General features: G+C 53.8%; 18 protein-coding genes. All 18 read right to left on the minus strand.

Annotated features, from left to right (window positions below; genetic code table 11):
- Positions 1-10: 10 nt before the first annotated feature.
- The 18 genes from VFX97_11920 to VFX97_12005 all read right to left on the minus strand — a co-directional run bounded on the left by VFX97_11920 (position 11) and on the right by VFX97_12005 (position 24,869).
- Positions 11-2,377 carry a hypothetical protein gene (locus tag VFX97_11920; GenBank protein ID HEX5703901.1) on the minus strand — a complete coding sequence of 789 codons (2,367 nt, stop codon included), beginning with the start codon at positions 2,375-2,377 and terminating at the stop codon, positions 11-13.
- 243 nt (positions 2,378-2,620) lie between these two features.
- The gene (locus VFX97_11925; protein HEX5703902.1) at positions 2,621-3,457 is read right to left on the minus strand and encodes a hypothetical protein; all 837 of its coding nucleotides are present in this window, start codon (positions 3,455-3,457) and stop codon (positions 2,621-2,623) included.
- A gap of 129 nt (positions 3,458-3,586) precedes the next feature.
- Positions 3,587-4,444, minus strand: coding sequence for a class I SAM-dependent methyltransferase (locus VFX97_11930; GenBank protein ID HEX5703903.1), 858 nt, complete (start codon positions 4,442-4,444; stop codon positions 3,587-3,589).
- A gap of 54 nt (positions 4,445-4,498) precedes the next feature.
- Complete coding sequence (locus VFX97_11935; GenBank protein ID HEX5703904.1) at positions 4,499-4,786, minus strand: hypothetical protein; 288 nt, start codon at positions 4,784-4,786, stop codon at positions 4,499-4,501.
- Between the two features lie 34 nt (positions 4,787-4,820).
- Positions 4,821-5,159, minus strand: a complete 339-nt coding sequence (locus tag VFX97_11940; GenBank protein HEX5703905.1) for an ASCH domain-containing protein — start codon at positions 5,157-5,159, stop codon at positions 4,821-4,823.
- Between the two features lie 31 nt (positions 5,160-5,190).
- Positions 5,191-5,472, minus strand: coding sequence for a hypothetical protein (locus VFX97_11945; protein HEX5703906.1), 282 nt, complete (start codon positions 5,470-5,472; stop codon positions 5,191-5,193).
- Positions 5,473-5,499: 27 nt separating this feature from the next.
- The gene (locus tag VFX97_11950) at positions 5,500-5,706 is read right to left on the minus strand and encodes a hypothetical protein (GenBank protein HEX5703907.1); all 207 of its coding nucleotides are present in this window, start codon (positions 5,704-5,706) and stop codon (positions 5,500-5,502) included.
- A gap of 33 nt (positions 5,707-5,739) precedes the next feature.
- Positions 5,740-7,518: a DUF262 domain-containing HNH endonuclease family protein gene (locus VFX97_11955; protein ID HEX5703908.1), complete on the minus strand. Its 1,779-nt coding sequence runs from the start codon at positions 7,516-7,518 to the stop codon at positions 5,740-5,742.
- A gap of 65 nt (positions 7,519-7,583) precedes the next feature.
- Positions 7,584-10,274, minus strand: a complete 2,691-nt coding sequence (locus VFX97_11960) for a DEAD/DEAH box helicase family protein (protein ID HEX5703909.1) — start codon at positions 10,272-10,274, stop codon at positions 7,584-7,586.
- Between the two features lie 84 nt (positions 10,275-10,358).
- Positions 10,359-12,080 (minus strand): site-specific DNA-methyltransferase, encoded by a 1,722-nt coding sequence (locus tag VFX97_11965; GenBank protein ID HEX5703910.1) that lies wholly within the window; start codon positions 12,078-12,080, stop codon positions 10,359-10,361.
- Positions 12,081-12,082: 2 nt separating this feature from the next.
- On the minus strand, positions 12,083-14,398 hold the full coding sequence (locus VFX97_11970) for an AAA family ATPase (protein ID HEX5703911.1): 2,316 nt from the start codon (positions 14,396-14,398) through the stop codon (positions 12,083-12,085).
- The gene (locus VFX97_11975; protein HEX5703912.1) at positions 14,392-14,604 is read right to left on the minus strand and encodes a hypothetical protein; all 213 of its coding nucleotides are present in this window, start codon (positions 14,602-14,604) and stop codon (positions 14,392-14,394) included. The genes VFX97_11970 and VFX97_11975 overlap by 7 nt, the downstream gene beginning before the upstream one ends.
- A gap of 10 nt (positions 14,605-14,614) precedes the next feature.
- Positions 14,615-17,503: an SNF2-related protein gene (locus tag VFX97_11980; GenBank protein ID HEX5703913.1), complete on the minus strand. Its 2,889-nt coding sequence runs from the start codon at positions 17,501-17,503 to the stop codon at positions 14,615-14,617.
- A 343-nt stretch (positions 17,504-17,846) separates the two neighbouring features.
- A complete protein-coding gene (locus VFX97_11985) occupies positions 17,847-18,497 on the minus strand; it encodes a hypothetical protein (protein ID HEX5703914.1) in 651 nt (216 codons plus the stop codon).
- A 670-nt stretch (positions 18,498-19,167) separates the two neighbouring features.
- On the minus strand, positions 19,168-20,406 hold the full coding sequence (locus tag VFX97_11990) for a PQQ-binding-like beta-propeller repeat protein (protein ID HEX5703915.1): 1,239 nt from the start codon (positions 20,404-20,406) through the stop codon (positions 19,168-19,170).
- Between the two features lie 548 nt (positions 20,407-20,954).
- Entirely contained in the window at positions 20,955-21,245 is a 291-nt protein-coding gene (locus VFX97_11995) for a hypothetical protein (GenBank protein ID HEX5703916.1), read from the minus strand.
- Positions 21,246-21,585: 340 nt separating this feature from the next.
- The gene (locus VFX97_12000) at positions 21,586-21,747 is read right to left on the minus strand and encodes a hypothetical protein (GenBank protein HEX5703917.1); all 162 of its coding nucleotides are present in this window, start codon (positions 21,745-21,747) and stop codon (positions 21,586-21,588) included.
- A gap of 587 nt (positions 21,748-22,334) precedes the next feature.
- Positions 22,335-24,869 carry an ABC transporter ATP-binding protein gene (locus VFX97_12005; GenBank protein ID HEX5703918.1) on the minus strand — a complete coding sequence of 845 codons (2,535 nt, stop codon included), beginning with the start codon at positions 24,867-24,869 and terminating at the stop codon, positions 22,335-22,337.
- Positions 24,870-24,982: the final 113 nt, after the last annotated feature.

Genomic DNA, 24,982 nt, shown 5'->3' on the forward strand with positions numbered 1-24,982 from the left:
TCTCACTACATCAAGGATTCGGTGTATACACCCACGCTGCGCTGACCTTTGCCTGAAACGCGCCTACGAAAAACAAGGACGACTTGAACCTTACTGTCACGACGAAGGCATTGTCTTCTATGCGCGGCCGCGTAAATTCCACGTTTTGGCTAACGACCTCCTCGTAAGACGAGATGGCCGGGAAAAAGTTTGGGTCCGCAGCGTCCGCGGGACGCGCGGGTAAAGGCAACCGCAAATCTCTCTCCTGCCGGCCAAGGAATGGCAGCAACGGCGAATAACGCGCGGGACTCGACGGTACCAGAATACCTAAAAACGCCTCGACCGGAGCCGGTGGATCTCCGAGGTCTTTTTCGCGCGTGCGTGGCGGCGGATCTGTGAGTAGGAAATACCGATCGCGGTCATCTGGTAAGGGATGGTTTTGAATCGCCGTATCTACGGGCACGACAATCTTACCCTCTCGGGCAGCTTTCACTACCTTTGCCGGCACAGCCGGCGCCGGCCATTTCTCGACGCTGTCCCGCTTCGGTTTCTGGAAAGCTGTGAAGTGCTCTTTACCCGTCTTTTCACAGAGCAACCACGCCAACGCCAAGGGCAGGCTGAATCCTATGATTGAGGGGCGTTGGTCGAGACGCTCCGCTACTGTGCCTTTCGGAGCACCGGGAACGCCGGCCCAATCTTCGAGGTTGACGTTAGTCAAAGGTGGCTGCGAATCAAAGGTGTCCTTCAGCGAATCCAACATCTCCTGGAGTTCGGATTCCAGACTTTGCCTTTGCAGAGCTGCATCAACCTCGTTCTGCGCCAACCACACGCGCGCGGCGCGCGCTTCGACGTAACTTCCGTAGGGAACTCCCGTAGTCATCTCAGTCTTTCCGCGTTCCGGCTGGTTCGCGAAAAAAATGTCGAACTGAGAACAGAAGCCGCGGGCGACGGGGTCTGAAGGATCGTGGATGCTGGTCAGTGCCAGCAGACATTTGAAAGCATTCGACGGACCGTTGCCCATCTTGGCTTTCATCCAGAGGTTGAAGACCCTCTTTGCGCCATCAGGACTTCGACGCGCGGTCATGTTGAGGGCCCAGGCGAGCGCAACCATCGTGCGTCCTTCGGGATAGATGTCCAGGCGCTCCGAAAACATCGCGGCTTTCCCCCAGCCCGTAAGAAAGAGAAGCATTTCCGTGGGCCCGCTACTGACTACTGAAGCCACCAGCGATTCAACTGCCTGGCCGAAATCATCCCGGGGAAGATTATGCTCGCTCCAAAAAGAGTGAACGTCGGCCCCCGCCGCCGCGCCCATGTCTGCCGGTGAAGGATTGAAAGCCCGGTACTCTGGTCCATAGCCCGCCAAATCCAGCGCCCGCTCAAACGTCCTGGAAAGACCACAGAAGTATGCGTTAGTCGGGTTGCCGGTGATCTTCGCCAATGCGCGCGCCAGCGGATACTCCAAACAAGGGTTGATGTCTATCGCGCCGCGAAATGTGAAGCCGCCGCACGGGCGCACAATGAAATAGCCAGTCTGCTTGAAATATCTTCCAATCCGATCTGCCTGCGTTCTTACTTTAGTAAGAATTTGCTCCCGCAGCTCAACCGCGTCGCGCCGCCACCCCTCAGGCGTTTCGGACAGCGCAAAGGTGATCATGTAATAGCCAGTGACGAGCCCCACGTACTCATCCATCGAAGGTTCCCACCGCCGGTAACGATCGACTCCGCCTTTCGCGTTTGCCTGGATGTACCGCGCGTCGTTAAACGGCGTGCAGTAAAGGTACGTGTGCCCTTCTGCCCATGTCTTCTTATCGGCGTTAAGCAGGAACTCGTAATTCTGTCTTAGTTTGGTCTGGCCGCCGACAACCCTTGTCTCCCACATGTCAGAGGCCACCGCGTCCCAACGGACCACGTATCCCTGAAAAGTCGGATTAGAACTAAACTTGAACAGAACCTCGAGGGTGTTCAGAATGCGATCAATTACTTTGAGAGAGTCTGTGTTGCCGAGTCTTGCTTCAATCGCCAGGCATGACAAGCGAATGCCGGTCATCAGGAGCGAGTTTGTGCGATCGTGTTTAGCCCAACGCCATCTCTCGATCTCACTGAGGACTCCGGCCCGCAACTTACTCTGCAAATCATCAGCATTCTCGTACAAGTCGCGCGCCGGGATTCCCACCAAGCTGCCGTCTGGCAGGCGACGTAGGGGTGGAGCAATTTGCGGCCGATGCCAGACGATGCCGCCGGGACTGGCCTCGCGATTGTCGGGTTCGAGAGGTCCGGGATCCCCGAGATGCGCTTCCATATCGAAGTGATCGGCGCGCGCATAGCGAGACAAAAAGAAATGTCGCGCCAGAATCTGCGCGCGCAAGCCGCTGTAGGCATCTTCAAACTCGTCCGCCATTAACTAATTTCCCCTTTAGACTTGGGACTTGGGACTTGGGACTTGGAACTTGGGACTTGGGACTTGGGACTTGGGACTTGGGACTTTGGGCTTTGGGCTTTGGGCTCTTGGTCTTGGACTTTGGACTTTGGACTTAACTCGAAACTCGAGACTCGAAACTCCAAACTCGAAACTTTGTTTCGTCTGCTCACTACTCACTGCCTTCTGCCTACTGCCCTCTGCCTCCTGCCTTCTGCGTCCTGCCTACTGCTTCCTATCTCTTGCCTCCACCTTCGGCCGATCACCCATCACCAGGCCGAGACCAAATCCCAGGATGCCCCACGAGATTAGCACCTCGCTGTCCGCGATTAGTTTTGCCATAACCGTGGTCGGGACGATGTCGCCCGAACCTCCGCCCGCGGCTCGCGAAATGCTGTAATGCAGACACTCGCCGAGCAAATTCCAGAAAGCGCCTGAATCGAGTCGCGGCTTTGCTTCCACCTCATCGCGCGAGCGATGCAGGATTTCGACCGCAGTCAAATACTTCCGATCAAGATCGCCGACGCGATCCTGGTGAATGGCGAGATACAGCGGGTAATTGATGCCGAGAAATGGTCGCTGGTTCGGGAGGGAATCAATCAACTCTTGTCGCGACTTCCGCTCCCAAACTGAACTCGAGTCCCTCGCCAGAAGATACTCAAATTCAACATTGGTATGGACCGCTTGACTGTAGTCGCCGGATCCGGCAATCGCGAAATACACCCCGCCGTAAGTGAGGATCATCGCGAGATAACCGACCAGTACCAGATACACGCGCTTTTGCCAGGCAATACGCCTTTCAAAAGGGAGCACGACACTACGAAAGATGTTGTAGAGAACCGCGAAAGGGAGCACATAAAGGACCACCACTAGCAGCACAATGGCGACCACGACATTCGGGATCGGCATAACGCCCAGGAACGGATACGCTATCGTAAGCGCCAACGCCAAAGCCGTGGTCCGCAGAATCCCAATCAACCTGCGGCCCAGTGAGGGCCTTCTCTTGCCGCGCAGACTCCGCAGGACTTCCTTAAAAGCTTTTTGCCACTCGTCGCGACTCAATGTCTTTTCCCCGTCAGCCTTTACTTATCACTCATCACTCATCACTCATGACTCATCACTCATCACTCATCACTCATCACTCATCACTGTAGTTAGACTGCCTTCTGCTCACAGCTCACTGCTCACTGCTCACTGCTTTCGAACGACCCACGTCGTCATCGCGCGCATGTTCTCAACCACCGTCGTTTTAATCGGCTCAAGAAACTCCCCGCCGAGCGCAGCCGTCACCCTCTGCAACATCTCGGCGTCTACCAGAAACCGATCCGAACCATCCGGGAGATGATAACGTCTCCCCTCAATCAACTTGATCTGATCTTCCACGCCAATCGTCGACGCCAGCCGGGCGAACAACATTCCACCCGGTTTCAGCACCCTCCACATCTCGTTCACCATCGCCTGCCACTGCTCTTCGTCGCGCGCAAAGTGAAGCACGGCACTACTCAACACCACATCAAAACTGTCAGTACCACCTGCTTCTGTGCCTCTCCCGATGGTGTCTTCTCCCTCTCCCCCTAGGAGAGGGCTGGGGTGCGGGAGCGCAGCTTTAGGTTGGGAGAGGGTGCGAAGCACACCAAGTGGGCCCTTCTTTGCGCTTGGCTTTTCGCGCTTCGCTTTCTCCTCTGTGTAATCTGTGTAATCTGTGGATAGTCTCTCGACCGTTTTGTCAGTACCACCTGCGTTAGCGGGTGGGTCACTGAGTGCTGACTTCCACGACATGTTCTCAACAGGCTCAACGCGAAAATTCTCCGCCGGCAAATGCGGCGCCAGCGTGGCCGCCATTTGTCTTACCTGTGCAATGTGCGGTTCCGATTCATCAACTCCAAACACTTCGTAACCACTTCTGAGAAAATAGATAAGGTTCCTACCCGCGCCACACCCCGCATCGAGCACCCGCATCCCCGGCACAATCCTGCCCTTCAATAACTGGTCAAATAGATAGATATCGATCCCACCAAACCACTCCTGAAGATTACTTGACGTCTGCATAAGCGATGTAGGTACCCGGGGCTCCGGTAGGGACTTCCTTGAAGCTGCGCAAAGTCACGTTGATTGCCGGAGCTTTCGCAGAAGTTCCTGAGCTCTATTGGCCGTGTCTGAATCAACGCCTTGGGCAGCAGAAATAATTTCCAAAGCCTCCTCTTCCAAACCTTCACGAAAAATTCGCCGCGCCTTTGTAGTTCGGGAGATACGAGACTTCAAAGTGTACTCTTCCGGTAAAATCGCTATGACATCTTGATTCGAGAGCAAGGAGTCCCTGAAATTTTCGTAATAACGCACGAAAGTGCTCTTGCCAATGCTGTTGATTAGCCGAATAAGATCAGTAGGCATTTGCTTCTTTGCGAAAAGACTGCTCGCTCGGAAATCAGAACGGATTGAACCACGCCGGCTGCGGATGATTCTTTGGCTTGAGTGCGCGCTTCAGCCTGACCGGCTTCGCCAAGCGCCAGTGATAATTCTCGGGACCCTTCCGGTAGCAATCAACTATCTCGATTGTTCCGACCAACACGCCGGTCGGCAAACTCCCCAGCTTCAATCCAATCTCGCGCCAGTATTTTGGCGGCGCGGGCCGCATCGCCGCATAAATGTAAACACGCTCACGCTTGTTCGTGGGTTTGCTGCGATATTCAATACTCTTTTTGCCGCGCAGAATCTGTTCGGCGTGAGGTTGACGAATACTAAGGGCTAACAACCGTCGTTTCATTGGCCGTTTTTCTCCCTCGCATAGAGTTCTCTCAAACAAGTCCGCGCCGCTTGCAATCTTGGCAAAGCTTCATTCCGCGGCCATCTGTTTTTGCCCATCCCTCAAGTGCGCTTCGGTCAAGTGAACATTTCTTCATGTATTCCGCAGTCGTGTAATTCGGCAAGTTTTTATCATTGATATGAAAGCACAAACTTCCGTGGATAATGGGATAGTTCGGATTGGTCCGCCGCTTGTCGGAGTTGATTACGAATCCACTCGGATTCGTATCGAGCCAATCGTGATAATCGGCATCGTTATCAGGCTCGTAAATCATTTACATTTCTCAAATGGAGGTTAGGCACTACCGTTTTTCCCACAGTCGTTCCCACATCTTCCTTGTGTTCGGCCCTTCCGGCGCTCCGCATTCTCTGGCAGCTTGTTTTGCCTCAACCTCGACAAAGGCATGATAGGACCCATCCAAACTGCGAAACACAAGATACGAGTTTCCGTCTTTGCCCTGAAACGTCTTGGCTTCGAGCCCTAAGCCCTTTTTCTTTCTTTTCAGCATTTGCTTCTCCTCCCCCCGAAATCCTAAAAAATGCTAGGCATCAGGTCGCGGCCATATCTGATTTGCCAACACGAGCAACTCTTCAGTTCGAGCGCTAATGAGACCTTCATTCCACTCAGGAAACTCGTGAAACTGGCGATTCAGCGCAATCGCACTGTGCTTGATTATTTCTTTTCTCTTCACATTCCATGCGGCGTTAGAGACTGCCGGATTCAGTCGCCTGGTTAACAAAGTAAGATTGCCAATCTTGTGCAGGAAGGAATTCCGGGTGTCGGGATCGCTTTCGCTTGGCAACGGCCAGTAGTGCTCCCAGTGTCTTGGCATCAGATGCTCGATTGTTAGCTTCTCCTTGATTGCGATTTTTTCGGTTTTCTCGGTTTGCGACGCTGCATCGAGCGCCTCAAGGATGACACGCGTCCGTCGATGTTTTCCATAGAAGGAGGTCGTCATCCAAGCGGTTCTAAACTCATCGTCGTTAGGCCATCTTGAAGTGTCGACGGTTTGTTCGAGCAAGATTGATCTAATGGCTGCGGCTGAAAAATCTTGCTGATGGCGCAGCTTGTGAATGACATCGACAAAGAAGCGGTTGTAGTTTTTCGGCGTTAACTGACAAACCGCTCGGCGGATAAGAAACGATTCCAGGTCTGAGCAGATTTGCCGAAGCTCGCTTTCGTTTTCTGGCTCAGGATGGGTTTTAAATACTTCCAGCAACAATGGGAAAACCGTGCTTGTATCCAGCTCGCGAAGGCGGTAGAAAAACAAACCAGCCCATGTTTCTTTCGGAAACTCCTCAAAGCTCTTGTATATTCCTGAGTAAGCCTCAAATTCCTCGAGGTATTCTGACGACGAGCGCCCTCCGGCGATGACGTACTCGCGAAAGCTGGAAAAGAGCTGACTAGTGACCGCCTCTTCTCCCATTACCAGAGTCAGGTAGTGTTGCAGAAACCAATCGAGGCGTGGACGTTTGAATCTGCCTTGTCCGACCTCTTTACGCCAGAAGCTTCTTTCACTATCGAAGTGCTCCCAATGGAGGTCATATAGTTTTTCAGTATTAAGATTCTCACCCTCCGCTCGGTGGAATAGGAAGTTCTTCACCAAATCCGTAGGCAGCAAAGGCGTGCCTAGTGCGTTGAGGGTCTGGAATATCTCCTGGGCATCGTCGTCCTGATCAAGATCGATCACTACAAGATTCAATTGATCTTTCAGAGTCTCGTAGAGTGCTCGTACTCGCTTCGCATACTCCTCTTCCCATGGTGGGCCTCCCAGCCAATCAAGAATAGCGTCCGAAAAATAAAGGTAGGCCTCTGGAATTAGTTGCTCGCCGCTCTCTCCAGCCGGCGTCCGCCCTACCTTGCCGGGAGATCCTGCGCTCATCACTGATCTAAATGCAGAGCGATCAGCATTTGTCGGCCAAACCTTGAAAACATCATCCGGATCGTCGCTGAGAGGCGTGTCGTTGTCGGTTAGTTTCGTGAACGCCTTTTTAAAATTCTCTTGTCCGCTCACTCCGCAGAGATCTCGGATTGCCGCGAGAGCGATCTGTAGGGTAGTAAGTCGCTGTTGTCCATCAATAATCTGTCGGGCGTAAAGGGATCCCGTGGAGGTCTTTAATTGATCCAAGACAACGGTACCTAGGAAGTGCGGACGAACCTTAACTCCTGCGACACGTTTGTCGGCGATATGTTGGATTGCTTCCCAAAGAGGCTCCCAGTTCTTTTTCTGGTTCCAAACGTACGGTCTTTGGAACAGCGGGGCTTCGAGCCTAACGGTCGGATCGAATACTTTGTCGAGGGTGAGTTTGTTTACATCCATGAGAGTATCTCCGGTGAAGAAATTGGACTGAGGACCGCATAAGTTGAGTTTTGAAGTTGATCCTTCTAGGAAACGGCGAAGCGAGCGGCAAGGCCCTGGACTGTCATGTTTTCAGAAATCGCATCATGTGGAATGAGAAGATAGCGCCACGGCTTCCCACCGTGGGAAGAGGCGTAATCACTTGCATGCTTGCACCAAGCGACGGCCGCATCGCGCTTCGCCAGAACTTCCGGGTCCTTCATCTGGCTTTTCATCTTCGGTTCGATCATGTAAATCATCTCAGCAGTGTCGGCGACGAAATCCGGTTGATATTCAGGGTTTTCTGTTCGCCACTTGTAGAACATCTGAAACTGTCCGCGCGCCGGTTTGAACCAACGTTCGGACTCGCGCTCAAGTATTACTGACATGATTCGTTCGGCTTCTGACTGAAACTTCTCTTGTGGGTAAAGGCTCCGACTGAATCCGGTAAACAGGTAACGCGACATGTTGCTCTTATCTTTCGGCGATTGCCGAAAATCGATCGGCAACTCGCCTGCGGCTTGGGTGTAGGCTTTGTCTTTCAACTCTGAGAAGCCCTTGTTGATCTTCACTTCATAATCAACTTCTTCTTCCCAGTAATGGTCTTGCATCTGCGCATGGATCAGACGCGCGATTTCTGTCTGGTAGACACGCAATATCCGTCTCACATCTTCTTCATCACTCAAATAGCTCTGAAGGCGCTCCACCATTTGCGAGGCCAAGTCATACAGCAAATCGGCATTGTCTTCGTAAGCAACGTCGTCGAAGTCGATAAGGCCCGCTACCACAAAATCTTCGAGCCTGAGTTCATCAATTCCACCTTTGCCGAGCTTGATAAGCCGGAGCTTTCCTGTTCGTAATTCCTGTGACCAGAGGTCATTTGATACCGGCTGATAGTTGATATTCGACAACTCCAACTTGAAAGGCTTAAAGCCCGATTTCACTTCCTGTTTTGGCACGACGACAATTCGCGGGATATCAATCGTCCGGTTCACTGTCACTTCCGTCGTCTTCGCAACGATCGCCCCGATGTCGGGTGTTTCGACAACCCCTTCAAGGCCCATCTGCGGCGGAGCGTATTGTTCGGTGACAATGCGCACGATTTCTTTCTGAATATCTGGCTTCGTGAGATGTGTCACCGACGGCAATTTCTGAGGCTGGTTCTCAAGCTGCTTGATAACCTGATATGTAAGCTGCGCTACCTTTTGGTCTTCCGGTTTGGTAAACACCGGCGGCTGGCTTGTTGGAATAATGAGAGTGCTTGAAGTTTGTTTCTGCGGAACAAATCCGAGATCGATTGCGAGTTGCGTCTGTGACACCACTGTTACTGTTCTGCTCTCAAGTTCATTCCCATCCAGGACCAACGCTCGCAATTGAATCGGCGAATCGGGACGGCGTGAGTCATCGACAATCTCCTGAAACTTGTCGTGCACGACAATACTTAACTGGTCGACGGCAATTACTCCTGTGCGCTTCCCATAGGGCAGACGCAACCCACGGCCAATTGACTGTTCGACAAGTGTTCTCGCATTCGCAGCTCTCAACGGAACAATCGTATAGAGATTAGTAACGTCCCAACCCTCTTTGAGCATGTTCACGTGAATAACGATCTCTGTTGGCTCGTCGGTATGCTCTACCTTTAAAAGCCGCTCAACCATCTCATCTTCTTCTTTTCCGGTTTTGCTGGAATCTACCTGGATTGCCTTTCCTTTGTAACGTCCTTTAAAGAACTCTTCTGATTCAATCATCTGAAAGAGTTGCGCAGCGTGCGTAGTATCGCGCGCGATCACCAGCAGGAATGGCTTAACGAATTCCCTGGCGGATTCCCGCGCGTAGGTCTCTAATTCAACCTTCACACTCTCGTGTAAACGGACTCCGTCTTCAAGCTTGAGCTTTTCAATCTCCTCCTGCGACATACCTTTCGGATCAAAGTTCTTACGCGTTATAACGGCGGGCTCTTTTACAAACCCGTCAGCCATCGCGCGACCGAGAGCGTAATCGAAGATCACGTTCTTAAAAGCAACAGTTCCGCGTGCGCTTTCGACAAAAGGAGTGGCTGTGAGCTCGAGGCCTAAAACAGGCTTTAATTCATTAATCGCTCTAACTCCAGCTGACGCACGATAGCGATGCGACTCGTCCATGAGTAAGACCAAGTCGGGCAACTCGGCGAGATACTGGAAATAGCTTTCGCCGATGTATTCCGACAGCCGCTTTATGCGGGGAGACTTACCACCACGCACTTCAGAGTTGATCTTCGAGATGTTGAAGATGTTTATCTTGCATCGATGCAATTGATCGAAAAGTGTACCGGCCATGCCTTCATAATTGTCGCCGGTAATGATCGTTGGAGCGTCGACCGCAAACTCAGCGATGCCTGTGAAGACGTATTTGGGCGTGTTAGGGGTGAAATCAGTAATTAGCTTGTCGTAGATGGTCAGATTTGGCGCAAGCACGAAGAAGTTATTGAGGCCATGCGCGAGGTGGAGATAACTGATGAAGGCACCCATCAGGCGGGTCTTGCCAACACCTGTCGCTAGGGCAAAGCAAACGGATGGGAACTCTCGCTCGAAATCAGTAACCGAAGGAAACTCGCTCGTAATAGCCTCGATGGCCGCCGCAATGTCCGCATCCTTCTTTGGCGGCGCAATCTCCGTAATGCGATCGAGAATCTCCAGTGACTGCCGTTGCGGAGGTCGCAGGCTTAACCGGCCGGCGATGCTGTTAACGTGTCGATTCATTTTAGTTCGTTCGACTTAAGAAAGATCCTGCAACTTCGTCGCGAGTTTCTCCAAAACCAAAATTCAATCGTCATTTGAGATTTTCTATGTTGATTCAGCCGCAAACAGGTCCGCTTGACCTGATTCAGGTGGCGCTTGAGGGAGATTCTCTACCTGCAGGCTGTAATTATCATGGCCCCACTCACAACGCGAAAGGACAGCTTTAGGAATTTTCTTCACTGTTAGGTTTGGTAACTGATCCGCTCGCGCGCGAAACGCAGTGCACAGCACCAGCAGCGTGCGATCTGTTCCCACTTCGTCCGAGAGTTGCTGCAACTGATCGTGCGTCAAATGCGCGGTCGTGACATAGATAAAGTCGCGCTCAGTTGAATGACCGTGATGCCAATAGACGGAATCGCTCGGCGAGTAGGTGAATCCTTCCAGCTTGCACAAAGCCTCAGCCAACATCGCTGCGTTGTATTCTTTGTTGATAACCCAGTTGCCCCACTTGTCTTTTTCCAGGAGCGATGGCGCAAGTTTGTAATAGCGAAATCCGCCGCCGCCTTTCCAATTGACCGCATTCGTAATGCCGCTCGAATCAGCACCGTTAACAACCCGTTGCAACCGTGGAATAATATGTGTGTGGGCATGATCGCCAAGTTCCACCATGATCCACTTCCGCTGCATTTTGTGAGCTGCCGCGCCAGTTGTTCCAGAGCCCCCGAAGGAGTCTAAGACCCAATCACCTTCATTAGTTGTGAGTTCCAGGACCCGCTTGACCAGACCCTCCGGTTTTTTGCCCTTTGGGAACTCAACTCCTCCTTCAGCATGGAGATTATTCGATAGAATATCGTCCCAGAGTGTGGTGAGGGGCTCGCCTGCAACCCACTGCCCGTCAATTTTCTTTAACTTATCAGCGTAAAAAAGAATGCGCTTGCCGCCTTTTAAATAAATATCCGAATAACCCTCACGTTGCAGTCGAAGGATACTCTGTGGTTGCTTGCTCGAATGATCGATAAGCTTTCGAGCTTCCGCGCTGACGCTCTCATAGCTCGGCCTCGCGAGTTGCGTTATGCTACGAGCGTTCCTCACCACAAAGTCATCGAGAGCCTCCGGCCTAGTTTTGATTAACGCGCGCGCCTCTTTTTCAGGCAACCGATGCGCTGCGGCAAAGGCCCTCATGAGCGTTGTTATTCTCCATTCGGAATACGGCCGGTCAATGTTCTCAATAAATTGACCATAGCGCTCGTCCCGTTCTCTAGCGGTATAAACTCGGTTAGGTTGCCAACACGACTTGTCCTTCGCATAAATCAATACGAAATTAGTTGTGTTCACACAGCCAGGATTTATGGCTTTGTGGCCGGTAGCCGAACCTTGCTTGAAGGTCACCGTATAAAGTCGATTGGTTCTGCCGAACACCTCGTCGAGAAGAACGATCAAATAACCGAGCTCATTGTCGTCGATGTGGACGAACAACGTGCCGTCCTTCGTCATTAATCTGCGAAGAAGCACCAGACGATCCCTCATCAGTCGGAGCCAGTCCGAGTGTTCCGTCGTATCATCATAGTGTTCGAAAGCTTGCTGCGTATTGAAAGGTGGATCGATGTAGATACATTTGATTTGGCCTAGAAATTCTTGTTCGAGCGCTTTTAGCGCAAGCAAGTTGTCACCAAAGATCAACCGATTATCGAAGATGTCATTCTCAGTAACTCGATGCGGCGCATGATAAGAAAGCTCCGGGTCTTCGACCAGAATCCGCGGCTCCAGCCGCGGCCGGTTCTCCTTACCAATCCATGTCAGTTCCAATTTCTGTTTTTTGGCGTTCATGTCTATGACGGTTGCTTAAGCGGGTAAAGGCGCCGCGACTTTCCGCTGTTTGACCAGTACTCACCTGATTTGTCCGAAGCAGGCCAGCCGTGGTCGGGATGGAGCAACGCCTCGGCGAGTTGCAAAACCATCTCGCCGAATTCCACTGCGTCGGCCGAGTTGAGATGAAAAGAGATTTCATCGAAATGGCAACCGATTACGTTCCGAACGTTAGCAAACTTCTCTAGTTTCTCTAACACCGGACCGAGGTGCACCACAGGCGCTACGGATCCGGAGGAGAGCGCGCCATCGTGCAACTCTACGCGTAACACTCCCCGAAGTTTCTTATTGATTGACTGAATCAAATCGCGCAATGCCGGCTTGCCGCGGCGGCGCGGCACCGAGCACTCATACTGATCGGCGAGAAAATTCAAGATCTTTTCGAGAAACACGCCGGCACAGGCGCAAATGTCGGCGGGCTCGGGTGGAGTTTTCCGCACATGTGATCGCAGCACTTCAATACGCGGCGTTGTTTTAGACGTTACAATCCCGGCAATAATAGTCCACGGCCCCAACTCAACAAATTGGCACTCGCCCTTCTGCAGTTTGCCCCAGCGAAACTTCTCACGCCATGGCTGATAGTGCGTCGTTAATACGCAGTGGGCGAAATTCTGCGACACGTCATAGAGCATGTTTATGATGCGATCCACATGCGGCTCATCCATGCTCGCGACTACGTCATCCAACACAAGGACGGTGTCGCTGGGATTCTCTAGTTCTGCCAGCGCGAGGAAAATCGCAATTCCCAAGGTGTCCAGATGCGACTCGCTCAAATAAGCCGCTGGTGGCGGAGCGGTTGCGCCGGGAAACTCCGAAACGACATCGAGCGACGCCCGCTTCACCGGATCCAGTTGCAGGCTAATCTTGCTTAGGCCTTCACCGGGATGGATTTCTTCGTAAAGCTCGCCTACCCGCGAAGCGATTTTAGTGAGCACCTCGTCCACAAATGCCCGTCGTTCAGACACAAACATCCCGTTCGTCTTCTCGAGGCGGGGAAGCAACGAGTCCAACTCGGTCTTCTGTAGAATATTGTGTTTGTATTGATCCAGCGCGTCGCGCACCGTCCGCAAGAGCGTTTTCATTTGCGTGCGGCTGCTCAATTCTGATTCAACAGCCGCGCGAAATTCTGTTGCTGAGTCAATTAGACGTCTTAATTCCTCTTGTGACCAACCGGTCTTGCCCGCCTGAACCTGAAGAACATCCGTTGCCGGAGGCAAATCTTTCGGCCACGTCACGCAAAGCGCGCGAAGCTGATCGGCAGAGAGTCGAGCCGCTGCGGTTGCGCCTTCCAATCGCGAGGCTGCGGTTTCGCGGGCCCGTTCCGCCGCCTTCCTGCTTTCCAGAGTGCGCCGAACAGTTCCCATTACTTTTAGTGTTGATTCAACCGATTGCGGCAACCCGTCTGCAAATTCGCGGCTTTGGCACAGCGGGCAAGCCTCGGGATTCTGGTGCCGTTCAAAATAATGACTTGCCGCCTGTAGCAGCTGAGTTAATTCCTCGCTGCCATCTTCCGCGTTCGCGAGGGCTGCGGCAAGATCCGTTTCTGCTTTCTCCAGCGTCGCGCGCGCAACTGAGTCTGCGTCAGTTTGGGTAGACAGATCAGCCATTCTAGACGCGAACGCTGTAGTGATCCGCTGGTACTCTTGAATCGTCGATATTGCGTTGTTCAAATGTGCTACTTCGCGCTGCGCTTCAGCCTCCGCCCATTTCAAAAGATCCGAACCCGGTGAGCCAGCTTGTTTCCAAACGTTCTCTAAGGTTTCCACATTTTCACCGATTCTGGCTCCAGCCTCTGCCAGGCGTCTTTTCGTCGAGTTTATTAAATCGCGCAACGATCGTTCGCTTTCATCCAACGATTCAATTGCAAGAAAGGGTCGCAGGGCTTGATAGCGATCCGCAGGCCGGCCAGCGAGCAGATTAAGTATCTGATGGCGCCGAAGGATCTTCACCCTGGGGCGCGTGTCAGCGGGTTCAACTACGCAATTACCTTTGATAACCTGCGCGGACCAACTGTCGGCAGTGGAGGTCAGCGTAATTCTTATATCTGTGGCCTTGCGCGTAGTCGAATGCCAGTACTTTGTAGTAGACGAGAGCCCCTTGCCCTCAAGTGAACCGAGGCCGCCGTTTCCCAGCAAATCAAGGGCGTCGCAAATAGTACTCTTGCCTGAACCGTTCTCGCCAAAAACGATGGCGATCTTTTTCCCGGTTTCGAATTTCAGCTCAAAGGGTTGTGTAGCGCCGCGCAGCGCTTCGAAGGTGAGTGACTTAAGTTTCAGCATGGGAGGCATCTCTTCTTGGTTGATTTTCTGGTTGATTTTGGCACAGCCTCCACGGCTAGCTTCCAATCGCCTTCACGCAGCTTTCCCGAGGCGAGAGAATCAACGAACTTATCGACGCGCGTTACATCAAGCAACTTCTCCTTTTCCAAACGAGCCGTGATTCGCTTTGCCAGTGACAAAGCCGGGGAATCGGGTTGAGATCCCATTTTGCACCTCCTAATCCAGCGACCACCGAACACAAAACAGTTTTTCGCTCCTCGTTTCCTGGGTCAGCTGGGCTTCCAAATTCTGTATGAATGCATCGCGCTTCGCTTCAACATCATCCTGCGCGTCGAATAAGCTGCGGCGCTTCTGACTGCGCAAGGCTTCCAGCGCTTTAATTTGCTTTTGACCCGCGAGCTTCTCTTCGAGTGTCAATGCAGCGGTTGCAGCGCGCCGGCTTTCCTTAATCTGACGATCGATGTCCTTGATTTCACGTTCAAGTCCAAGTTTCAAGTCATCCGCCCAGCCTTCCAGCTTTTCTGCTTCGGTTTCGAAAAAGCGCGCGTTGCGTTCAGAGATTGATCTCTGGACTGCTTCTCTGCGCGCGCGAGTTGCGCCGTCGAGAGCATTTAATGTTTCCAGCGTAGAATCGACTGACGCTCCGATGCAGGCCGGCAGCGTCAACAGACGGATCGCTGCTTCCTCTTCGATTGTTTGTCCCATATCAGTCACCGCAGCAAAGAGCAAATAATCCTCTGCCTGATCGAGGGACTCCACGGTAAAGCAAGAAAGTGAAAGCCAGCCAGACTTCCCCCGCAGCGGTTCAAGAATAGTTATCTTGCCTTCGTACGTTGCAAGGTCCAGGTGAATCTCTGCATCGGGCAGTTCGCGCTGCTTCGCTTCGTTGATAAGTCGTTCCGCGAGCGGGTGATTGAGACGATAAAGATGGGCTTCGCCCGAGCGACGTGGCAACTCATACAGACCAAGGGGAATATCGCCGTTGTGATCGGCGAATGGGTCTGTCTCAAGCTGGAATGACGAATCGTCGATAAAGTCAGCCTTACCCTGCAACTCATGCCGCGTGAGATCCATGAGCATAAGTTCAAAGCGGTTAAGGTAAGCCTTTGAGTCGCGGTCCCGCACTCTCAGCTTCTCGCGGACTTCGTCGTCAAAGTTATCTAAGAGCTTCTGGCGCGTGTGAGTCATCGCTTCGCTGATCTCAAAATTGAGTTCAAGCTGAAGCTGATCAAATGCGGACTTGATCTCTTCCTGCTTGCGGCAGGACTGATAAATGGCCGCAATCCGCATTTCAAAATCGACACCAGAGCCGATTGCGCCGAGCACTTCGTCACTTGCTCCGAAGACACCCTCAAAGAGCTGGAACTTCTCTGAGAGCAATTCATAGACTCGTCGGTCGGCTTCGTTCTTCTTGTTTAGAAAATTGACGACAACTACGTCATGCTCTTGCCCGTAGCGATGACAGCGGCCGATGCGTTGTTCGATTCGCTGCGGGTTCCAAGGGAGATCGTAGTTCACCACCAGCGAACAGAACTGAAGATTGATTCCTTCGGCGCCGGCTTCGGTCGCAATCATGATTCGGCCCTCTTCGCGGAAGTAATCAACGATTGCCGAACGCATGTCGGCAGTTCGCGAGCCAGTCACGCGATCTGTTCCCTGATGTTTTTCTTTCCACGCGGCATATATCTGTTTCGAGCGTTCATCGGTATTTGAACCATTGAAGAGAACAATGCCCTCAGCAAACGGGCTGTCAGCAAGCACGCGGAGAAGGTAACTCTGTGTTTTTCGGGATTCGGTAAAGATAATTGCTTTTTCCGCCGCACCAAGTTCCCTGACTTTGGGAAACGCTACGCCGAGCGCCTTGACCAAAGCCTTGCCCTTGGCGTTGTGCTCGATGCTGGTTGCTAGTTGAGCGAAGGAATCGAGATCGGCTATCTCGGCTTCGAGCGCCGCACGATCGGCTTCAGACAGTGCCTCTTCGAAGGGGGGCTCATCCAACAATTCTTCTGCCGTCTCGTCCAGTGCTTCGTAGTCTTGATAGAGTTCTTCAACCAAAGATTCCACCGGCTGTTGCTGTCGCAACTTCTTCTTGAGCCTTGCGGAGATTGAGTTGAGCGCTCCGGCGATGGCGAAGGTCGATGACGCCAGAAGCTTGCGCAGCACCAGCGTCATCAGTGTTCGCTGGCTGGATGGCAAGGCCTGAAGATTTGGACGCTGAAGGTAATCAGAAACCAGGTTGTAGAGGCGGTCTTCGCTTTCTTCGGGAACGAAGTCTTCAACCAGGGCAAAGCGGCTGGTGAACGGAACATATGCCGTTACTTGCCGTCTCAGCGTGCGATGGCAGACTGGCTTAAGACGCGCCTTCAGGGTGTCGAACACCTGATCCTGGCTCAGGTTTACGAACTGTTCGCGAAAGCTCTTGAGATCGCCAAAAGTGTGTTCGTCAATAAAGCTAATCAGACCGAACAATTCCAGCAGAGAATTCTGGAGCGGCGTCGCGGTTAGCAGCAGCTTATTGCAATGCCCCAGCGCGCCTTTGAGTGTGTTGGCGATAACGTTTGAAGGTTTGTATACGTTTCGAAGACGGTGCGCTTCGTCGATGACCACGAGATCCCAGGGCGTGTTCGCAACGTCGGATGCTTTGTTACGGGCGAATTGATAAGAGCAGATGATGACCTCATCTTGAACCTCGAACGGCTTGAGCCTACCTTGCTTGACCGCCGCATTGTAGAAGCGAGCCTCGAGAATGGTGCAAGGCAGAAAGAATTTCTCGCTCAATTCCTGATGCCATTGCTTTCGCAGGTTTGAGGGCGTGATGATTAGAATCCTGCGCTTGCGCTCGGCCCATCGTTGAGAAATGACGAGCCCGGCTTCGATTGTCTTGCCTAGTCCCACTTCATCGGCCAGCAAAGCTCCCTTTGAAAGGGGGGAATTGAAGGCAAACAGCGCGGCGTCGACCTGATGGGGGTTCAGATCAACTTGTGCGCTCGCAACGGCACCGGCCAACTTTTCCAGGCTGTCGGAGGAGCAACGCTTCGTGAGCTCATAAGCGAAATACTTCGCGTGATAGGGAGTGATTCCCGGTGTTTTTGCTTCAGGGGACAAGAGTATCTCCGTAAACAGGTCGGGAAGCTTGGGATAAACGGCGCAATATTAAAGCGGCAAAGGGGAAAGGGCAAAGGATGAACGACGGGAGCCAGGGTCAGGGGTCGGGAGAAAGGAAAAGGAAGGCAGCTTAAAGAATTGCGGATTGCGAAATTCGAATTTTCGAAATTAAGAGCCAAGCTGGAGCCGCCAAACAGCGGAGGGGCAGACGTTAGAAGCGACAACCCAAAAGAAAATGCCGCGAGGTTAGTCGCGGCATCTTCGCGTGGGGGGTGTTGGTTCTGTTTTGTAGCGACGAAGCCTGTAGGCACCCGGTCGCTGCCGCTCGCGGTACTGACCTCTCTCAGGGCCGGCCAAGGATTGCGCCGAGGATGTCACCGATGCCGCCACCGGTATTGCCCGTGCGGTTGTAGCCACCATTATTGTCGTAGCCACCGTTGTTGTAACCAGCATACTGGCGATAGCCTGCGTCATAACCCCGCACGAAACCTTCGCGGAAAGCCTGCGAGTTCGCATTCTTGTAATGTTTTGAACGCTCCGGGCTGTAGCTCTGCCGACGTTGCGCATCACTCGAGCCTGTGCTGATACCCTGCTGGTATCCCTGGTTCAGCGCAATCTGATTGGCGTTGCTGTAGCCGCCGTTGTTGTAGCCGCCATTTCGGTAGCCACCATTGTTGTAGGTACCGTCGTTGTTATAGCCGCCATTGTTATAAGTACCGTTGTTGTACGTGCCGTTGTTATAGGTGCCGTTACGATGGTAGCGATCATTACGCTGGGCCTGTCGTTGGGCCCTACGCTGGGCAATAATCTGGGCTTCACGCTGCCGCAGAGCTTCCCGGCGCGCGCGAATCTGGTCAACGCGATCACGGCGCTGCCATTGACCGTTGCGATCCTGCGCCTGAGCCGTGGAGCTCATCATGATTCCGAATCCAAACATTAAAGAGAAAGCTAATACAGCTCTTCCCAATTTTCCGTTGTAGTTGATAGTTTTCATTCGCTAATTGTCTCCTCGATGAGTAGAGCTACAAGCGGTATGCCGCCGCAGTGGTAAAGCGGAAAGGGTGTTCTAAAGGGGTTACGCTGAGAGCGGGCCGGGCAAGGCGCTCATATCGTGCAGAGAAGGCGCAGATACAGCATCAGTGGGCGGTGAGCTGTGAGCGGTGGGCAGCGACAGAGTGATGCGTTATGAGTGATGAGTGATGAGAGGCTAGAGCGGGCAGAAATAATACTCCGCAGATTGCGCAGATTACTCAGAAAACTAAGCAGGTGGCGGACATCAGAGGTTAGCGATCAGATGTCAGAAGCAGACGTCATCACGCCGAAGGTGTGAAAGAAAGTAGCCAGGGGTCAGTCCGATGGAATCGGACGCCACCCCTGGATCACAGCAGAAGATCCACCGCGCCCTGAAGGGGCGCAAGAAAGAAGGCAGCGAGGCAGGGACAAATTGCGGCTTTGCCGCAGCACATGGCGGAAGGGCTAATGCCCTTCCGGCGTGCGGTCATCAAGATGTTCGAGGCTACACCTCGAGCGGCGGCGGAGCCGCAGATCAATGATAAGCAAGCTCCGGTTAGCCAGAGGCTCACCGCGATGTGCGGCGGCGAAGCCGCTTAGCAGTCAAGCTGTGGGCAGAGACGAAACAACGTTTCGTCTGCTCACCACCCAGCTCACGTACCCGCGGTCAGGAGCATCAGGCCGGTGGCGTCGCGCACTAAAACATCTTTGCCGAGGAGCACCGGGATAGCCCAGGTTTCGGCATCGGCGACGTCGTAACGCTTCTCCACAGTGAACTTGTCAGCAGCGCGTGGCGCGACGATTAAGTCCGCGCCGTTCGTCAGAAACACAACATGACGCGGCGTCAAAAGCACTGAGGCGTGATCGCCTTCACGGCCCTCGGTGGCCCAGCGGACCGCGCCCGTCTTTACATCGAGCGCGAAGAACTGTCCTTTCTTCTTCGACGACATGCCGTAAATCAAACCATCACCGTAAACCGGCGAGCTCATGTACATCGCGACGTCGGCATTCTTCCAAGCCTCAGTCGCTTGCCATTTTCCTCCGGTCTGACTCAGGGAAAACGCGTGCGTGCCCTGACGAATGGCCGACACGATCAAGTGCGTTCCGGTCCAGATGGGAGTCGCAATGTTCTCGTGCCATTCGTCGGGAAAAGGCACCGTCCAAAGTTCCGCTCCGGTCTTCGCATCAAGGCCGACGATGGAACCATTCGTCATCGTTACAATTTGTTGCTTGCCCGCGATCTCAATGATCACCGGCGACGCGTAGCCGGGTCCTGGGCCTTTCCATTCCCAAGCGGTCTTTCCATCCGCCGGATCCAGGGCGACGATTTGGCCGCCGTGAATGTCGCTGCCGATTTGGATGATCACGCGCCCGCCGGACGCGAGCGGGGATGCGGACGTGCCGCAAAACATTTTCGAGGTATCGATAGTTTTCGAATAGTCTTTCGTCCAGAGCAGCTTGCCGGTCGCGGTGTCCCAAGCGTTCAGGATGCCCGTCACGCCGAGCGTGAAGAGACGATTGCCGATTAAGAGTGGAGTCGCGTTTGGCCCTTTCGCCATCTTCACGGCGTACTGATTTTTCTTGAAGTCTGCCGCGTACGTTTGTTGCCAGAGAATTTTGCCGTCGGCGAGATTAATCGCGAAGACGACTTCCGACGGGTCGCGGCGCGCGTGCAGGAAAACTTTGCCCTGCGAAACCACGGGCGAGGAATAGCCTTCACCGATATCAACTCGCCACGCGCGACGCAGTGATGCCGGCCAGGACGCAGGCGTGTTCGCTGCGGACACGACACCGTCGCGGGCCGGTCCGCGCCATTGGGTCCAGTCCTGGGCGGAAGTTGTGTGCGCGATTACGACAACGAGAAAGGCGATGGGTAGAAAACGCTTGATCATGCGGTCATCGTAAATCGTTAATTCGTGAATGGTAAATGGAAGAACTGTGAGCGGTGCGCAGTGAGCGGTGAGCCGTGAGTAGAGAGGGGTGAGCGGGGAGCAGTGGGCGGTGGGTACTTTCATTCGCACCGGGCTTCACCCCGGTGATGAATGACCTGAATCACGAGAACCGTTTCAAGGTATTAACTTACTTGACCCATCAGGTTCCAACCTGAAGGGTTGGAAGAAAGTAGCCGGAGGTCGCTGCGCAGCGACCCCCGGAAACGTGCGTGCAGAATTCGCACCTGAAAGGGTGCCAGACGAGTTCTGTGACCCTTTCAGGGTCAGAAAATCATGGACACTCGATCCGGGGGTATCGCGCTGCGCGCTCAACCCCCGGCTACTCTCTCTCAGCCCTTCGGGCTGACCAATCGGTTCACATAATTCCCTCCTCCGCTTGCCACGGGCTAAAGCCGGTGTTAATGAGCTGTCTCTTCAGACTTAAAAAAACAGCCGGTAAGTCCCTGGGGATGGACTCGCCGGCTGATTGGTGAACCAAGTATGGTTCATTACGCAATGCGGACGCGACTGATCAGAGTCGTTTGAGTACGGCCGTTCGGCAGTGCGCGAACCAGATACGTCTCGCGGTACGTGCGGTATCCGTAACGCACGACACGCGATGTGCGATAAGTGCGCACGCGGCTGCGATTTCTCCGGTAACGCCAATTGCGCTCTTGCCACTGCGGCGCGGCCGAGGAAGTCTCGAATGTCGCGGAACGAGTTGCCGCCGACGTCTGCTCGCTAAATCCCATCACCCCAAAGGAGGCCAACGTTAATGCGATTGCCAATAGTTTCTTCATCTCTTTTACTCCTTGCTCTCTGGACTCCGGGTTCGCTACTGCCCCGAGAAGTCTGTTCTCACTCCGTGATCCAGCAAAATAAATGCCGCAAACCAGATCATTACGAATGCTAAAAAACCGCAGGAGACATGTCATTAAATTGAAACGACCAACGGCGATAGACCGTGGATGTCGAGAGATCGCAGTCTTGGAGCAGGCGAATCAAATAATTGATTACTGACGATATGGAATTTGGATTAACGAATTGGTCAGAGAGCCGGGGCGGCACCAGAGATCTGAGGTCAGAGATCAGAGGTCAGTCATCCTTGTCGGCTCTGCCGAAGCACATAGCGGAATCTAGTTAAGGCTTGGATTTCAAAAGCTGGCCGAGCTTCTCCGCTAGTTCAGGTTTTAGCTTCGCAAGTACCTGCTGTTGCTGCTCAGCTTGTTGCTTCTTTCCCAGGAGCGTCATGGCCACGCCCAGATTAAAGTGCGCTTCAGCATAGTCCGCTTTCAGACGCACAGCAAAGCACGCCGGGGAGTAGGCGACGGCTTGGGCGGCGCCGACGTTTGGGCCAGAGCGATACCCGACTCGGTCAGCGTTAGAGCAATGACACAAAGCCAACGCGACATGTTCATATGCTTTGTCTCAAAAAGTCTGAGAGTCTTACTCTCATTCACACCGGGCTTCAGCCCGGTGATGAAAGACTGTGACAATCATAGGAACCGGTTCAATGGGTACCAACTTACTTGACTCATCAGGTTCATAACCCGAAGGGTTGCTAGAGAGTAGCCGGGCGTCGGAGCAAAGCGTAGACCCCCGGAAACGTCGGCGCAAGATTCGCACCCTGAAAGGGTGCGAGACGATCTCTGTGACCCTTTCAGGGTCAAGAAATCATAGACCCTCGATCCCGGGGGTATCGCGCTGCGCGCTCAACCCCCGGCTACTGTCTTTCAGCGCTTCGGGCTGACCGAAATTTACAATCAGCGTTGAGAGATGAGTCCGGTATCTTATTACCGTTAAAACGGTTCGCTAGTTTCGTACTCTGCTCACACCGGGCTAAAGCCCGGTGTGAATGAGAGCATCGTCGAGAAACGACATAGCGGTTGCTACGCCGGGGCGAATCCTGGTGGTAGTTCGTCCGGCTCACCCGCGGCACCGGCTCCGCCGCCATCGCGCGTGCGCAGCAGATCAGGATTGATGTTCTTCAACTCGTACAGCGTCTTGTAAATGCCGTCCTGTTCCAGCAGCTCTGCGTGGGTACCGCTCTGAACGGCCTGGCCCTTGTCGATCACGATGATGCGATCGGCTACCAGTTGAACGAAATTCATGTCGTGTGAAATGACGATGCAGGTGCGCTTGTTATCGCCCTTCGCGTAGTTGTGAACAAACCGCGCCATCTCAATTCGATTAGTTTCGTTCAGGTTCTCGGTCGGCTCGTCCAGCAGGAGCACTTCCGGCTGCCGAATCAAACACCGCGCGAAAGCAATCAGGCGTTTCTGGCCGCCCGACGGCACTTGATCGCCGACGATGCAATCGTATCCACCGGGGATCTCACGAACGATCGTGTCGTGGATATTCGCCAGACGGCACGCCTGCTCAACTTCGGCATCGGTGGCGCCGACGCGTCCGAGCCTGACGTTCTCACGAATAGTGTCTTTCAGGAAAAACGGAAACTGCGAAAGCTTTGAAACCTGCTCGCGCAGCGAAGCCAGCGTGACCTCGGTGATGTCCTCTCCGCCAATCGTGATCTTGCCCGCGTCCTGTTCAAGAAAACGGAGCAGCAGGTTCATGATCGTGGACTTGCCGCAACCAATCGCCCCGACAAACGCGATGATTTCGCCTTCGCGAATCTCGAAGCTGACGCCATCCAGGATTTTCTTGAAGGGCGTATAGCCAAAGACCACGTTTTCGAATTTGATGTCGCCGTGAATATCGCCCAGCTTCCGCGCATTCGGTTTTTCCACCACGGTCGGCCTGGTGTCGAGCAATTCGTAAGTCGCGACGATGCCGGGCACCAGCGACTTGTACGTGCTGTAGGAAGTGATCACGCGTTGTACGGGCGCGAACATGTTGGGAATGAACAGCGTGAAAGTAACTAAGGCGCCCAGTCCTAATCCAAATCTCGGTCCGTATTGAATACCGACCAGCAGCACGAGCGCGGTACTGAGGGCCACATAGATCAGCGAGTTGCTGTTACTCAGGTGCATCCACATGAACAGCTTCGCCGTTTGATTCGCGGTTTCGTGCGCGAGCGTGGCGAATCGACCGCTGCGCTTCTCCTGCGCATTGAAGATCTGAATGTCGGCCATGCCGGTCAGCGACTCGTTCAACTCAGAGTTGAGGTCGCGCGACACTTCCATCATTTGGTTCGCGGAACTCTGCAACTTATTCATCGTGACGCGGAACAGCCAGAAGGCCAACGGTCCGAGCGCGAACGACACGAGGGTCATTTGCCAACTCATCCCGAACAAATAAAGCAGCGCCACAATCAGAACAAACACGTCGAGGATCGGCGTCAACAGGACCTGGGTGATTAGCTTCTGGACGTTCTGTGATTCGTTCAAGACGCGCTGCATCAAGCCCCCGGTCTTACCGCCAGTGAAAAAATCCAGCGATAGTGTCTGTAGATGGTCGTAAACCCGACCCTGGATCTCGGCGACGATTTTCTGTTCAAGGTTCGACGTCATCCACATCTGCACAAAGCGCAGCGCGGCCGACCCGATCGTGGCCACGGCCCAGATGATAAAGATCGTACTGAAGCTCAGCGGCGTGCCCAGCCACCCGCGGATTCCAGTCAATGGTGGAGCCGGCGGTTGCGCGACTGGCGGAGCTACGGAACTCGACGGCGCCGCAGAACCTTGCGGAGGCACGGGATTCGGCGGCGGCCCGGAACCTGGCGGCGGCAGTGGTTTGTAGAGTGAGCCTTCGAGCGCCCACACATTCGACATTTGTTTATCACGCGCCGCGTTCCCAAGAATCTCAAGTAATGGGCCGAACGAAGCGCTCACGACAAATGGAAGCAACGAGCCGATCAAAGTCAGGACGGTGGTGAGAATGATTGCGTTTTTGTGGTGCGTCAGCAGTTTCAGCGAGCGCTTGATGTAGGGACGCGCGTCCGGCTGCTTCGGCTTGGGCATCATGTTCTCGGGCACCGCGCCGCCCTGCGGCATCGATCCGCCTTCCGGCAGTGAGGCGCCAGCCGGCAAGGAAGCCGGTTTCATCATCCCGCCTTCCGCCGGAACTTCACCTGGCGGCGGCATCGGTCCCGGCGGTGGCATTGCGCCTGGAGGCATCGCACCACCTTCCGGCATTGGTCCTCCCGGGCGCATCGCACCACCTTTCGGCATTGGTCCTCCGGGAGGCATCGCGCCACCTTTCGGCATTGGTCCTCCCGGCGGCATGGGCGCGCCTTTCGGCATTGCAGCCCCGGGTGGTAACGAAGCGGCTTTCATCATTCCGCCTTCCGGAGGCATACCTTCCGGAGGCATGGGCGCGCCGGGCGGGATCGCGCCGGGCGGAAATGGTCCACCGGGAATTTGACCGGGAAAGGGCGCGTCGGAAAGTTCGTCGGGCGCGGGTGAAGCGCCTGCTGCGACAGGCTTCATGCCTGCGGGGAAATCAGGATCAGATTTTTCTGGCATCGTTGTATGACGTTCGCTTGAATGGATTAAGAAGTTCAGTTCCGCGCAAAGTTGCTTGGAATGAACGTGGCCGCGAAAACGGCGAGATTATACAGATACGTGTAATGACTGAG

It is taken from the genome of Pyrinomonadaceae bacterium (assembly GCA_036277115.1).
Classification (GTDB): domain Bacteria; phylum Acidobacteriota; class Blastocatellia; order Pyrinomonadales; family Pyrinomonadaceae; genus UBA11740.

Bases quoted from the DNA above. Each gene is read 5' to 3' on its own strand.
- VFX97_11920 (HEX5703901.1), bottom strand. From the start codon at position 2,377: ATGGCGGACGAGTTTGAAGATGCCTACAGCGGCTTGCGCGCGCAGATT.
- VFX97_11930 (HEX5703903.1), bottom strand. From the start codon at position 4,444: ATGCAGACGTCAAGTAATCTTCAGGAGTGGTTTGGTGGGATCGATATC.
- VFX97_11935 (HEX5703904.1), bottom strand. From the start codon at position 4,786: ATGCCTACTGATCTTATTCGGCTAATCAACAGCATTGGCAAGAGCACT.
- VFX97_11940 (HEX5703905.1), bottom strand. From the start codon at position 5,159: ATGAAACGACGGTTGTTAGCCCTTAGTATTCGTCAACCTCACGCCGAA.
- VFX97_11945 (HEX5703906.1), bottom strand. From the start codon at position 5,472: ATGATTTACGAGCCTGATAACGATGCCGATTATCACGATTGGCTCGAT.
- VFX97_11950 (HEX5703907.1), bottom strand. From the start codon at position 5,706: ATGCTGAAAAGAAAGAAAAAGGGCTTAGGGCTCGAAGCCAAGACGTTT.
- VFX97_11955 (HEX5703908.1), bottom strand. From the start codon at position 7,518: ATGGATGTAAACAAACTCACCCTCGACAAAGTATTCGATCCGACCGTT.
- VFX97_11960 (HEX5703909.1), bottom strand. From the start codon at position 10,274: ATGAATCGACACGTTAACAGCATCGCCGGCCGGTTAAGCCTGCGACCT.
- VFX97_11965 (HEX5703910.1), bottom strand. From the start codon at position 12,080: ATGAACGCCAAAAAACAGAAATTGGAACTGACATGGATTGGTAAGGAG.
- VFX97_11970 (HEX5703911.1), bottom strand. From the start codon at position 14,398: ATGCTGAAACTTAAGTCACTCACCTTCGAAGCGCTGCGCGGCGCTACA.
- VFX97_11975 (HEX5703912.1), bottom strand. From the start codon at position 14,604: ATGGGATCTCAACCCGATTCCCCGGCTTTGTCACTGGCAAAGCGAATC.
- VFX97_11985 (HEX5703914.1), bottom strand. From the start codon at position 18,497: ATGAAAACTATCAACTACAACGGAAAATTGGGAAGAGCTGTATTAGCT.
- VFX97_11990 (HEX5703915.1), bottom strand. From the start codon at position 20,406: ATGATCAAGCGTTTTCTACCCATCGCCTTTCTCGTTGTCGTAATCGCG.
- VFX97_11995 (HEX5703916.1), bottom strand. From the start codon at position 21,245: ATGAAGAAACTATTGGCAATCGCATTAACGTTGGCCTCCTTTGGGGTG.
- VFX97_12005 (HEX5703918.1), bottom strand. From the start codon at position 24,869: ATGCCAGAAAAATCTGATCCTGATTTCCCCGCAGGCATGAAGCCTGTC.